The organism is Candidatus Methylomirabilota bacterium (assembly GCA_035315345.1).
GTDB lineage: Bacteria > Methylomirabilota > Methylomirabilia > Rokubacteriales > CSP1-6 > CAMLFJ01.
Window position 1 is genome coordinate 1 of sequence record DATFYA010000069.1, and the last position, 11,944, is coordinate 11,944.

Annotated in this window: 12 protein-coding genes; 4 read left to right on the forward strand and 8 right to left on the reverse strand. The window is 70.5% G+C overall.

Going from position 1 to position 11,944, the window contains the following annotated elements; genetic code table 11:
- From VKN16_08040 to VKN16_08050, 3 genes are all read right to left on the reverse strand, one after another.
- A partial coding sequence (locus tag VKN16_08040) for a hypothetical protein (GenBank protein HME94148.1) occupies positions 1-581 on the reverse strand: 581 nt, incomplete at its 3' end.
- A gap of 386 nt (positions 582-967) precedes the next feature.
- Positions 968-1,366, reverse strand: a complete 399-nt coding sequence (locus VKN16_08045) for a hypothetical protein (protein ID HME94149.1) — start codon at positions 1,364-1,366, stop codon at positions 968-970.
- A gap of 11 nt (positions 1,367-1,377) precedes the next feature.
- A complete protein-coding gene (locus tag VKN16_08050; protein ID HME94150.1) occupies positions 1,378-1,851 on the reverse strand; it encodes an RT0821/Lpp0805 family surface protein in 474 nt (157 codons plus the stop codon).
- Positions 1,852-2,011: 160 nt separating this feature from the next.
- Here VKN16_08050 and VKN16_08055 point away from each other — a divergent pair, with 160 nt between their 5' ends.
- Positions 2,012-3,379: a nucleotide sugar dehydrogenase gene (locus VKN16_08055; GenBank protein ID HME94151.1), complete on the forward strand. Its 1,368-nt coding sequence runs from the start codon at positions 2,012-2,014 to the stop codon at positions 3,377-3,379.
- 24 nt (positions 3,380-3,403) lie between these two features.
- On the opposite strand, the gene VKN16_08060 is transcribed toward VKN16_08055, so the two are convergent.
- Positions 3,404-4,660 carry an amidohydrolase family protein gene (locus VKN16_08060; protein HME94152.1) on the reverse strand — a complete coding sequence of 419 codons (1,257 nt, stop codon included), beginning with the start codon at positions 4,658-4,660 and terminating at the stop codon, positions 3,404-3,406.
- A gap of 113 nt (positions 4,661-4,773) precedes the next feature.
- Between VKN16_08060 and VKN16_08065 the strand changes: the two genes are divergently transcribed.
- Positions 4,774-5,643, forward strand: a complete 870-nt coding sequence (locus VKN16_08065) for an LLM class F420-dependent oxidoreductase (GenBank protein ID HME94153.1) — start codon at positions 4,774-4,776, stop codon at positions 5,641-5,643.
- 1 nt (position 5,644) lies between these two features.
- Here the strand turns inward: VKN16_08065 and VKN16_08070 are convergent, their stop codons facing one another.
- From VKN16_08070 to VKN16_08085, 4 genes are read right to left on the reverse strand one after another with little or no spacing between them, the layout of a single operon-like run.
- Positions 5,645-6,451, reverse strand: a complete 807-nt coding sequence (locus VKN16_08070; GenBank protein HME94154.1) for an adenylate/guanylate cyclase domain-containing protein — start codon at positions 6,449-6,451, stop codon at positions 5,645-5,647.
- The gene (locus tag VKN16_08075; GenBank protein ID HME94155.1) at positions 6,448-7,536 is read right to left on the reverse strand and encodes a hypothetical protein; all 1,089 of its coding nucleotides are present in this window, start codon (positions 7,534-7,536) and stop codon (positions 6,448-6,450) included. Before VKN16_08075 ends, VKN16_08070 begins: the two co-directional genes overlap by 4 nt.
- 13 nt (positions 7,537-7,549) lie before the next feature.
- Positions 7,550-8,755 carry a CoA transferase gene (locus VKN16_08080; protein HME94156.1) on the reverse strand — a complete coding sequence of 402 codons (1,206 nt, stop codon included), beginning with the start codon at positions 8,753-8,755 and terminating at the stop codon, positions 7,550-7,552.
- A gap of 22 nt (positions 8,756-8,777) precedes the next feature.
- Positions 8,778-9,560 carry an SDR family NAD(P)-dependent oxidoreductase gene (locus VKN16_08085; protein ID HME94157.1) on the reverse strand — a complete coding sequence of 261 codons (783 nt, stop codon included), beginning with the start codon at positions 9,558-9,560 and terminating at the stop codon, positions 8,778-8,780.
- 109 nt (positions 9,561-9,669) lie between these two features.
- Between VKN16_08085 and VKN16_08090 the strand changes: the two genes are divergently transcribed.
- On the forward strand, positions 9,670-10,521 hold the full coding sequence (locus tag VKN16_08090) for a carbohydrate ABC transporter permease (protein HME94158.1): 852 nt from the start codon (positions 9,670-9,672) through the stop codon (positions 10,519-10,521).
- 33 nt (positions 10,522-10,554) lie between these two features.
- Positions 10,555-11,697 (forward strand): amidohydrolase family protein, encoded by a 1,143-nt coding sequence (locus tag VKN16_08095; protein ID HME94159.1) that lies wholly within the window; start codon positions 10,555-10,557, stop codon positions 11,695-11,697.
- Positions 11,698-11,944 lie beyond the last annotated feature (247 nt).

Sequence of the window (11,944 nt, forward strand, 5' to 3'; positions counted from 1 at the left end):
AAGGGCAGATTCGGGAAGATCAGCCCGAGGAACGACAGGCCATTGTTGTCGGCGGCCGGCACGGGGAACGTCCCTTGCGACACGCCCTGACGGTTCAGGAAGGTGAGGGAGGCGTTCGCCGACGAATCGACGTCCGAGAAGACCGCGCCGAATCCGATCGTGGTCGCCGCCAACGCCGTTCCAGGTACCGAGAAGGTCATGGTGGTGGACGGGCTGCCGAGCGGCGAGAACACGCGCGGGTCGCTGAACGTGGCGAAGCTGGCGTAGCTCGGGTCGAACCGTGAGTCCGCGGCGAGGAGGGAGGGCGGCGCCTGGATGAATCCGGTGCCGGGGGTTGTGAACACCGCGCCCCGGCCCTGGAACCCGGTGAACGGCGTGTCGGAATCGGTGATGGACTGCCCGCCGCCGTCCCAGTTGATCTCACGCCGGCCGCTGGTCAGCGGACCCGGCGTGTTGCCGTTGTTCGGATCGCCGAGAGCGGCCCGGAAGGCGTCGACGGTCGCCTGAATCGACGCGGCGTCGGGACCCGACGCCTCGAACAAGGTGAACGGTCCCGCTTGCGCGCTCGGCGGCACGGTCATGACGAGCAAGGCGACGGCCACGTAGCACAGCGGCTTCAGGGCGGATCGGTGCTTCAGGCGGAGTCGAGCGATGTGCATGATCGAACCTCCCAGAGGGCGGCCCCCGAGTCCGGCCGGATCTGACCGCGCCGGGGCGACCCGTGCTGAGTCGGAACCTGGGGCCTTCTCCGCCCCCAGGAACCTGGAACTCCTCGAACGAGAGGTGGCGGTCGAGCGGTCGGGGCCTCCTGGCGCCCCGCAGGAGCGGACGTTGAAAACCAGCGAGACACGAAAAGTAGGCGACCGCGGGTCGACGCTGTCAATGCCTGCTCGCGCAGGGCGTCGCCGTGATCTAACGCAGCGCAGCGGGGAGGGCGGTGAGGGGCGGAGCTTGGCGCGTCGAGCGGCTACCGGGTCCGCTTCCGGTACACCTCGATCTCCTCGACGGTCAGCAGGCCATCGGAGTCGGCGTCGGCGGCCTCGAAATCCTTGAAGAGCGCGTTGGCGTATTCCTGCAGCGAGATGCGGGCGTCGTCCTTCCGCTTGATCGCCTTCAGCGCTTCGGGGCTAGCTTCGGTGAGCTCGGCGATCGCGAGGAAGCCGTCCTTGTCCTTGTCGCGCAGGAAGAAGGCCTCCACCACCGCCTGGTGGAACTCCCCGCGATCGAGCTTGCCGTCGCCGTTTCCGTCCTGCTTGCTCATCCACGCCCGTACGTCCGGAGAGGCGGCCGTCTGGGCCGCCGCCGGGACGTGGATCAGGACCAGGCCGAGCGCGGCGGCGGTCAGGCAGAAGCGGCCGGTACGCATCGCGTCGCTCCTCAGCCCTGAACCTTCCAGCTGCCGTCGGGCTGGCGGCAGGCAGTGCCGTAGGCCTTCTCGTTCTTGCCGCCGATCACCACGTCGCTCTGGAACTCGCGGCAGTACGTGTCGCCCGACTGGTAGGTGCGAACCGGCGTGACGGTGCCCTGGTGTCCGCTGTCGGGGTTCGTCCACGCCACCGGCCGACCGGCGGGCGCCGACTCGAGCGCTTTCTGCTGGGCTTCCGCGGCCATCCGCTTGTCGCGCTGGTCCAGCATGCTACCCCCGAGAGCGCCGAGCAGCGCGCCGCCGATCACGGCCCCCGCGATGGCCGCGCCGCCGCCGCCCGCCGCCGCCGCGATCAACCCGCCGAAGGCCGCGCCTCCGAGTGAACCGATGCTCGTCTTCGGATTCGACTCGAGGGTGGCACAGCCCGTGGTGGCGATCACCAGCAGCATCACGACACCTACGCACTTCACGACTGCTCCCGGCATGGATGTCCTCCCTACCAGACGCGCCGCACCCGGTCGTGGCGACGAACGTCGCGCCGCTCGGCCGAGCGGCATGCTATCCCGGCCCATGGCGGCACGTCAACCGCCGATCCATGGCATGATCGCGCGGCTCATCGGCTAAGATCGCATCAGGTCACGGTCCATGATCCAGCGCATCCTCTGCATCGGCGCGGGCTACGTCGGGGGCCCCACCATGGCGGTGATCGCCAAGCACTGTCCGGACGTGCAGGTGGTGGTGGCCGACGTCAACGCCGAGCGCGTGGCGGCCTGGCAGTCGGGCGAGCCCCCCATCTTCGAGCCGGGCCTACGAGACGTCGTGCGCGCCTCGCTCGGCCGGAACCTCCGCTTCAGCGGTGACGTCGAGCCCGAGATCGCCCAGGCCGAGATGATCTTCGTGAGCGTCAACACTCCGACCAAGACGTTCGGGCAGGGCGCCGGCCGCGCGGCCGACCTGCAGCACTGGGAGAAGACGGCGCGCGCCATCCGGCAGCACGCGCGGCGACCGGTCATCGTGGTGGAGAAGAGCACGCTGCCGGTCCGCACCGCGGAGGCGATGGAGCGTATCTTCCGCACTCGACGACCGGAGCAGCGCTTCGAGGTGCTATCGAATCCCGAGTTCCTCGCCGAGGGCACCGCGATGGCGGATCTGGAACGGCCGGACCGGGTGCTCATCGGCGGCGCCGAGACGCCGGCCGGTCAGGCCGCCATGCGCGAGCTGGTGGACGTCTACGCGCGCTGGGTGCCGCGCGAGCGCATCCTCACCGCGAACGTGTGGTCGGCCGAGCTATCGAAGCTGGCGGCCAACGCGTTCCTGGCGCAGCGGGTCAGCTCGATCAACGCCATCTCGGCCATCTGCGAGCAGACCGGTGCCGACATCCTCTCGGTCGCGAGGGCGATCGGCACCGATCGGCGCATCGGCCCGGAATTCCTGCGCGCCGGGGTCGGCTTCGGTGGCTCGTGCTTCCAGAAAGACATCCTGAACCTGGCCTATCTCTGCGAGCAGCACGGCCTGCCCGAGGTCGCCCGCTACTGGGAGTCGGTGGTGACGTTGAACCAGTACCAGAAGGAGCGCTTTGTGCAGCGGATGGTCCGGGTGATGTTCAACACCTTGGCCGGCAAGCGCATCGCGGTGTTCGGCTTTGCGTTCAAGTCCAACACCGGGGACACGAGGGACTCGCCCGCCATTCGTATCTGCCAGGAGCTCCTCGCCGAGCAGGCGCTGATCTGCATCACCGATCCGCAGGCGCTGGACGGGGCGCGGCAGCTGCTCGGCGCCTCGGAGCGGGTCACCTTCGAGCCGGATCCCTACGAGGCGGCCGACGGCGCGCACGCGATCGCGTTGCTGACCGACTGGGCCGAGTATCGGAAGCTGGACTACCGGCGCATCCACGCCGCCATGGAACGGCCCGCGTTCCTCTTCGACGGCCGGAACCTGCTGGACCCGGAGGATCTCCACCAGATCGGATTCAACGTCTACGCGATCGGCCGGCCGGATCGGACGAATCTCTAGCCTGGCGCAGAGCCTCCCGGTCGCTCAGGCCTCGGCCGGCGCCTTGTGAAGGTGGCCGTCCTTCATGATGACCCGCAGCGCGTCGCGGCTCTGCAGGCAGTGGATGTCGCCGAGCGGGTCGCCGGCGACCAGCAGCAGGTCGGCGAGATAGCCGGGCTTCACGAGGCCCAGCTCGTCACCGCGGCCCATGATCTCGCCGCCCATCCGGGTGGCCGCCACGAGGGTCTCGGTCGGCGAGAAGCCGAGCAGATCCACGAAGAGGGCGAGGTCGCGCGCGTAGGTGCCGTGGGGATTCCAGGCGAAGCCGTAGTCGCCCCCGGGCAGCACACGGATCCCGCGCTTGCGCATCTGCCCCATGGTGTCCACCGAGATCTCCAGCTCCTGCCGGATGCCGAGCGCGCGGGCCCTCTCGGGCGTCATGCCCCACGCGCTGGCCGCGTAGCAGGCCTGGTAGGTGAGGCCCAGGGCCGGGACGACGAAGCACCAGTCGCGGTTGGCCTCGAGCAGATCGAGCGCCTCGTCGTCGGAGAAGTTGGCGTGGTAGATGATGCCGACGCCGTGCCGCAGGCACATCTTGACCGACTCCGCGCTGCGGGCGTGCGCGCAGACGCGCACCGCGCCGGCCCGCGCGATCTCCGTGGCCGCCTCCACCTCCGCGTCGGTCATCACCGCGCGCTGCGAGCGGCTGTAGCGCGGCCCGGTGTCGCCGGAGATGTTCAGCTTCAGCAGATCGGTGCCTTCGCGGACGAGCAGGCGGCACGCGCGGCGGATGGCGTCCGGCCCGTCGGCGACCCACGCGAAGGTCGGCGTCTCGAGGTGAGGCAGGTGCAGGGCGTTGTCGTCCCCGAGACCGCCGGTGACCGTGATCTCGGGGCCGTTGGCGAGATAGCGCGGGCCCGGGATGCGGCCGGCGTTGATCTCGTTGCGGATGACGATGTCCAGGCGCGGCTTCGCGGAGGCGCCGGACAGCACACTGGTATACCCGCAGTCGAGCAAGGTGCGGGCGTTGCGCATGGTGATCAGCACGTGCTCCTCGGGCGGCAGGCGCGTGAAGTCGGCGTTGGAGGCCGCGTCGGGATAGCTGACGTGGCCGTGCGGCTCCACGAGGCCGGGCATCAGCGTCGCGCCGGCGCCGTCGACGATGCGCGCCCCGTCCCGCGGCAGCCCGCCCCCCGGCTGCACCGCCGCGATGCGCGGCCCCTCCACCATCACGTCGCCGGGGTACGGCGCGGCCCCGCTGCCGTCGAAGATGCTCGTGTTGGTGATCAGCGTTCTGTCCATGGCCTCCTCCCGAGGCGCCCACGATAGCACGCTCCGCGGTGGTAGGATGGCGCCGACCTGCCGGCAGTGACGGAACGGTCGCCGCCGGGTGTCGATACGGAAAGGAGCGAGCCATGCGGTTCGGCGTCGTGTTTCCCCAGATCGAGTTCGGCAATGACGTGCAGGCCATCCGGGACTACGTCCAGACCGCCGAGGGCCTGGGCTACGACTACCTGCTGGTCTACGACCACGTGCTCGGCGCGCATCCGGAGCGGACGCCGAAGCTGACCGGCCCGTACACCTGGGAGCATCCGTTCCACGAGCCGATGGTCTTCTTCGGCTTCCTCGCCGCGGTCACCACCAGGCTCGGGCTGGTCACCGGGATCCTCATCCTGCCCCAGCGGCAGACCGCGCTGGTGGCCAAGCAGGCCGCCGAGGTCGACGTGCTGAGCGGCGGGCGGCTCCGGCTCGGCATCGGGATCGGCTGGAACTACGTGGAGTACGAGGCGCTCGGCGAGGACTTCAAGACCCGCGGCCGCCGTTCGGAGGAGCAGATCGCGGTGCTACGGAAGCTGTGGACCGAGCCGCTCGTGACCCACCGGAGCGTCCACCACGTGATCGACAACGCCGGGCTCAATCCACTGCCCGTCCAGCGGCCGATCCCGATCTGGTTCGGCGGCGCGGCGGACGCCGTGCTCGAGCGCGCCGCGCGCATCGGCGACGGCTGGATGCCGGCGGGCCGGCCGCCCGACGACCGCATGAAGGCCCACCTCGGCCAGCTCGACGGCCACCTGGCCGCCGCCGGCCGCGACCGCAAGCAGTTCGGCATCGATCCCTGGATCAGCATCGCCGGGCTCGGCCGCGACGAGGTGCGCCGCCGCGTGGAGGCGTGGCGCGCCCTCGGCGCCACCCACCTCGCGGTGGATACGATGCGGGCTGGCTTCGCCACGCCGCGCGCGCACATCGAGGCGATCCGGTCGTTCCGCGAGGTGCTGAGGGACTGAGCTAGGGCTCGGTGGGTGGCGCGCCCCGCATTTCCCCGACCGCGTAGGTGACCACCGGCTCGGCGATGCCCTTGACCGGCTCGGCGGGCATGGGGGTGAGCATGAACCGCGTGTCGAGCTCGGCCCGCAGCGCCTCCGTGACCAGGATGTCCACCTTGTGGATGCGCGTGAGCGATTGCACGCGCGCGGCCATGTTCACGGTGCGCCCCACGAAGGCGTATTCCATGCGGTCGCGCGAGCCCACCATGCCGGCCAGCCCCGGGCCGCGGTGGATGCCGATGCCCACCGCGACGGGCGGCAGGCCTTCCCGCTCGAGCTCGGCACTGTACTCGCGGATGGCTGCCCGCATGGCGAGGGCCGCCCGCACCGCGTCGTTGCACTGCCACGGGTTCGGCTGAAGCGCGCCGAAGTAGGCCAGGATGCCATCGCCGAGGAAGGTCGATACGTGCCCGCGATGCTCGTGGATGGCGTCGCTCATGCGCTGGAAATACCCGTTCAGCACGCGCGCCAGGACCGCCGGCTCCAGTCGCTCACTCATCGCGGTGTAGCCCACCAGGTCAGCGAACAGCGCGGTGACGACCTTGCGCTCCGCCGCCTCGGTGGGCGCGGTCACGCTGTCGGCGATCAGGCGGTGCACCACGCCGGCCGGCGCCAGCCGCGAACAGGCCTCTTGCAGATGCTGGAGCTCGGCGGCGGCCGCTTCGAGCTGGGCGTGGAGAGTCGAGCTCAACCGGTACTGGCGGTAGAGGGCGACCGCCAGTGCGACCAGGAGAACGGCCAGCCCCGCGTCGAGCAGGCTCCATGTCATGGCTGATCCACCATCGGCCCCAGCCGGCAGAGGCCATTGCCGAGCGCCGCCACGCCGATCGCCTCGAGGACCTGAGGGTCCGACAGCCGGTCGCGCAGCGCGCGGGCCCGGCGCTGCATCGCGGCCGGCTCGAACCAGATGGTCTCCCGCGCGAAAGGCACCAGCAGGCGCTCGACCGGATCGAGCTCGGGCGCGTCGAGATGGTCCAGCACCCGGGTCAGCGTGTCCGCCGCCACGCCCTCCCCGCGCAGGCAGTGAGAGATCTCGGGCGCGCACGTGTCGCATCCGAGGCCTCGCGCGATGATCGCGAGCATCCAGAGCTTGCATCGCCGCGTGAGATGCGGAGAGGCCCACATGCCGTCGAGCACCTGGACGAGCGCCGGCGCGATCGGCGACCCGGCGTAGGCCTTCACGAGGCCGGCGTAGGGCGGGGATGGCTCACGGGAGAGCGGCGTGGCCGCGCCCCGAACGGTGTGCTTGCGGATGATCCGGCCGATGAAGGGCCGAAACAGCCGCGCCAGCAGCTGATCCGGTAGGCGCTCGAGGGGGCGGGTGGGAACCGCCAGAATCGTGTGCGCGCGATTGCTGAAATCAGTGTTGGCCGCCGCGAAGGCGACCTCCTTCATCTCGTCCATGGAGAACCCGGCCCGACGGAGCATCTCCCGTGCCGCTCGCGCGCCGGATGGCCCGGTACGCGACTGGCTGCGGCCGACCGCGATGGCGGCGGCGGTCTGCGGCGGCAGGTCCGGCCGCGTGAGCTCGCGCTCCAGATTCTCGACGCGGGACCGCGGCATACCCTGGGCCCATAGCAGCGCCCGCACCGCCGAGTAGCAGAAGCGACAGGAGTTCTCCTGGCTGACCGCGAGGGCGACCAGGTCCGACACCGTCCGATCGAGGTGCATCAGCAGGCCGTACTCGGGATGCAGGTCGATCAGGCCGCGCGCCATCCAGGGCACGGGCGAGAAGTAGCCGATCGCCGGATTGGCGACGCCCAGCTTCCGTCGCGCGTAGGTCTCGAGGGTCCGGTCGGGGCGGCGCTCGAGGATGCAGGGTTCCCAGGCCACGTGTTCGAGGGCGTAGTCCATGACGCCAATGCTCTCAGATCACGCCTTCGGCGCGCCAGCGCTCGAGGTCGGCCCGCGAGTGGCCGAGCAGGCCGATCAGCACGTCCTCGTTGTGCTCGCCCGGCATGGGCGCGAGCCAGCGCACCCGGCCGGGCGTCTCGGACAGCTTGAGCGGCGTGCCGGTCGTGGTGAGGTGCCCGTAGAGCGGATGGTCGCGCTCCACGAGCATCTCCCGGGCGCGCACCTGCGGATCCGCCGCCATCTCGGCCACGTTGTTGACCGGGGCGGCCGGCACGCCGACCGCGGTGAGGGCGCGGACGACCTCCGCCTTGGCGCGCCGGGCGGTCCACGCCTGGATGATGGCCGCGATCTCGTCGCGCCGGTCGCGGCGGGCCGCGAGGGTTGCGAACTCCGGCGCGCGGGTCAGCTCCTCGCGGTCGATGGCCGTGCAGAAGCGCGCCCACACCGCATTGCTCGCGGCCGCCGCGATGGCCACGTGGCCGTCGGTCGTCGGGTAGATCCCGGTCGCAGAGCCGCTGAACGAGACGTTGCCGGCGCGGGTGAGGATCTCACCGCCTACCGTGTAGCGCTCGCCGAGGTTGTCGAGCGCGACGATCAGGCTGTCGAGCAGGGCCAGATCGATGCGCTGCCCCCGGCCGGTGCGCTGCCGGTAGTGCAGGGCGGAGACGATGCTGAAGGCGCAGAGCATGCCCGCGTTGTAGTCGGAGATCGACTGGCCGGAGCGGGTGGGCGGCCCGTCCGGATAGCCGGTGATGGACATGTAGCCGCTGATCGCCTGGGCCAGCATGTCGTAGCCGCGCTGGGACGCGTACGGCCCGGTCTGCCCGAACGCGGTGATGGAGGCATAGATGATGCGGGGATTGACCCGGCACAGGTCCTCGTAGCCCAGCCGCAGCCGCTCCATGGTGCCGACGCTCCAGTTCTCGGTCACCACGTCGGCGTGGCGGCAGAGCTCGCGGAAGAGCCGGGCGCCGGTCTCGGTCTTGAGATCGAGGGTGACGCCGAGCTTGTTGCGGTCGCGGTACTGCGCGGCCGGCACTCGCTCCTCGACGCCGTCGCGGCGGCGCTTCACCCCCAGTGAGACGCGCTCGCGGCCCCGCTCTGGCGATTCGACCTTGATCACCCGCGCGCCGAGATCCGCCAACAGCATGGTGCAGAACGGCATCGCGATGACCTGGCCCAGGTCGAGCACGGTGACGTCGTCGAGCGCCTGATCCATAGCCTGCGCGCGCCCGGCCGCGCTACCCGGCTGCGGGGCCGGTCGGCGCGCCCGACCAGAGGCCGCCGGCCAGGTATCCGCCGTCGACCGCGAGGGTATGGCCGGTGATGAAGCTGGCCTCGTCGGAGGCGAGGAAGAGCGCGGCCCGGGCGACCTCGTCCGGTTCTCCGAAGCGAGCCATCGGAATGCGCTGCACCCGCCGCCGTCGCGCGTCCTCGGGCAGCGTGCGGGTGAGCCGCGTGTCGATCTGGGCCGGCGCGATGGCGTTCACCGCGATCCGATGCTGCGCCAGCTCCACCGCCATCGTACGGGTCAGCTCGATGACCCCGGCCTTGGCCGCGTTGTAGCCGACCAGATTCTCGACGCCGCGGAATGCGTTGATCGACGCGGTGGTGATGATGCGGCCTCCGCCTTGCTTGACCATCTGGCGGGCGGCGGCCTGACCGCAGAGGAATACGCCGGTCAGGTTGACGCGCAGGACCCGGTGCCACTGGGCCTCGGGGTGTTCGAGGAACGGGGCGGAGTGGGCGATGCCTGCGTTGGCGAACATGACGTCGAGCCGGCCGAAGTCGCCGACGACGCGGTCCACGAAGGCCTGCACCTGGGCCGCGTCTCCCACGTCCAGCGCCACCGCGATCGCTTTGCCGCCTCGGCGGACGATCTCCTGGGCGACCGTCTCGGCCGCCTCGTGGGCGACGTCGCCCAGGGCCACCGTCGCGCCCTCCTCGGCGAAGAGCAGGGCGGTGGCGCGCCCGATGCCGAGGGCGCCCCCGGTGATCGCGGCCACCCGCCCCGAAAGTCGCATCGCGGGCAAGCATAGCGCACCAGCGGCCGCCGGCGCGACGCGGGGATTGCGCCTTGCCCACCCGGGCGTCCTTTCCTAGACTGGGGGGCGGCCGCCGCGGCCACGGCTCATGAGCGCCAAGACAGTCCGCGAGGTTCAGCGTCAGGTCCTCGTCTACGTCGGCCTCGCGCCGTTCGTGGTCATCGCGGTCTTTCCCGTGTACTGGATGGCGATCACCGCGTTCAAGCAGGATGCGGACCTCTATCGCCTGGACGTGCCGCCGCTCTGGTTCAACCTGCCGCCCACGCTCGAGCACTTCGTGCGGCTGTTCAAGAGCACGTACTTCACGGTGCAGCTCCTCAACACGCTGCAGCTCGCGGTCTGGGTGGTCGCCCTCACCATGCTGATGGCGGTGCCGGCGGGCTACGCGCTCGCCCGTCTGCGATTGCCCGGGGCCGAGCACCTCGGCATCGCCATCTTCCTCACGTACCTGGTGCCCCCCATCATCCTCTTCATCCCGCTCGCGCGGGTGGTGGGGGCGCTCGGGGTCTTCGACTCGTGGTGGGCCCTGGTGGTGGTCTATCCCGGCTTCACCATCCCGTTCTGCACCTGGAAGATGATGGGCTACTTCAAGACGGTGCCGCTCGAGGTCGAGGAGGCCGCGTGGCTCGACGGCTGCAGCCGCCTCGGGAGCCTCTGGCGCATCGTCCTGCCGGTGAGCCGGGCCGGCATCACGATCTCCGCGATCTTCGCGTTCTCCCTCGCGATGCAGGAGTATCTCTACGCGGTGGCGTACGTGGCCCCGCGCAGCGAGAAGGTGGTCACCGTCGGCCTCGCCACCGCCCTGATCCGGGGCGACATCTTCTACTGGGGCTCGCTGATGGCGGGCTCGCTGGTGGTGGGGCTGCCGATCGCGATCCTCTACAGTCTCGTGCTGGATCAGTTCATCGAGGGGCTCACCGGCGTCGGCAGCAGCCTGTGAGGCCCGGCCATTGAACCCGGGAAGGAGACGCCGATGCCGCCGGCACTGATCCTCTCCTCCGATTCGCACGTCTTCGAGCCGCCCGATCTCTGGACGACGCGCATCGACCGGGCCTTCCGCGCCCGCGGCCCGCGCCTGGTGCGGATCGACGGCGCCGATCAGCTGGTGGTCGAGGAGGATCAGATCCTCTCGGGAATCGGGCTCATCTCGAATGCGGGGGCCCGCTTCGAGGCGCCCGAGACGATCTCCGGGCTCGGCCGCTTCGAGGACGTGCACCGGGGCGGCTACGATCCCCAGCAGCACCTCGCGGACATGCGGCTCGACGGGGTGGCCGGCGAGGTGCTCTATCCCTCGCAGGGCCTGTTCTACTTCAAGGTTGCCGATCCCGCGCTGATGTCGGCGATCTTCCGCGCCTACAACGACTGGCTCGCCGACTTCTGCCGCACCGATCCGGCGCGACTCAAGGGCATCGCCATGGTGAACCTGGACGACGTGCCGGAGGGCGTCCAGGAGCTGGAGCGGGCCGCGCGGCGCGGCTTCGCGGGCGCCATGATCACCGAGTACCCCCTCGAGCACCGGCGCTACGACCAGCCGGAGTACGAGCCGTTCTGGGCGGCCGCGGCGGCGCTGGGCATGCCGCTGAGCCTCCACACCGCAACGCGCCGGCAGGGCAAGATCCGCGGGGCGGGCGAGCGGACGCTGCGCGACGCGACCAGCCGGGCCACCAAGGCCTTCTACCCCGCCACGTCGATGTGCGACATGATCTTCTCCGGCGTCTTCGAGCGGCATCCCGCGCTCCGCCTCGCCATCGTGGAGTTCGAGCTGGCCTGGGCGCCGCACGTGCTCTCCACCATGGACTACACCTACCGCGAGCGCCACGAGGAGGCCTTCCACCGCTTCACGGGCGACGCCCGTCCCAGCGACTTCTTCCATCGCAACGTCGTCCTGAGCTTTCAGGAGGACGCGATCGGCATCCGGCTTCGCGACGCCATCGGCGTGGACAACCTGATGTGGGGCTCCGACTACCCGCACAGCGAATCGACCTTCCCCCAATCGCGGAAGATCCTCGCCGAGATTCTGGCCGGTGTGCCGGAGGACGAGCAGGCCAAGATCGCGGCCGACAACACCGCGCGCCTGTACGGCTTCGACGTGGCGCGGCTCGCCGCCGCGCCCTGACCGTCCCGACCGCCGGCGGTCCTGTAAGCGCATAGTTTCGATTGCGGAAGCCGGCCGGCTCGGCCGAACATGGGCGACATGACGAGAAAGCTCGTGGTGTGCTGCGACGGGACCTGGAACACTCCGCGGACCGAGACGAACGTCTTCCGCACCTACCGCTTCCTGCGCGAGGCCCTGGGCTCGCCGGCCGAGGTCAGCCGCGGCGAGGGGGTGCGCACCTGCGGAGGACGCGCCGCCGACGGCTCCG

Coding starts and splice junctions, on each gene's coding strand:
- VKN16_08045 (HME94149.1), bottom strand. CDS start 1,366: ATGCGTACCGGCCGCTTCTGCCTGACCGCCGCCGCGCTCGGCCTGGTC.
- VKN16_08050 (HME94150.1), bottom strand. CDS start 1,851: ATGCCGGGAGCAGTCGTGAAGTGCGTAGGTGTCGTGATGCTGCTGGTG.
- VKN16_08055 (HME94151.1), top strand. CDS start 2,012: ATGATCCAGCGCATCCTCTGCATCGGCGCGGGCTACGTCGGGGGCCCC.
- VKN16_08060 (HME94152.1), bottom strand. CDS start 4,660: ATGGACAGAACGCTGATCACCAACACGAGCATCTTCGACGGCAGCGGG.
- VKN16_08065 (HME94153.1), top strand. CDS start 4,774: ATGCGGTTCGGCGTCGTGTTTCCCCAGATCGAGTTCGGCAATGACGTG.
- VKN16_08070 (HME94154.1), bottom strand. CDS start 6,451: ATGACATGGAGCCTGCTCGACGCGGGGCTGGCCGTTCTCCTGGTCGCA.
- VKN16_08075 (HME94155.1), bottom strand. CDS start 7,536: ATGGACTACGCCCTCGAACACGTGGCCTGGGAACCCTGCATCCTCGAG.
- VKN16_08080 (HME94156.1), bottom strand. CDS start 8,755: ATGGATCAGGCGCTCGACGACGTCACCGTGCTCGACCTGGGCCAGGTC.
- VKN16_08085 (HME94157.1), bottom strand. CDS start 9,560: ATGCGACTTTCGGGGCGGGTGGCCGCGATCACCGGGGGCGCCCTCGGC.
- VKN16_08090 (HME94158.1), top strand. CDS start 9,670: ATGAGCGCCAAGACAGTCCGCGAGGTTCAGCGTCAGGTCCTCGTCTAC.
- VKN16_08095 (HME94159.1), top strand. CDS start 10,555: ATGCCGCCGGCACTGATCCTCTCCTCCGATTCGCACGTCTTCGAGCCG.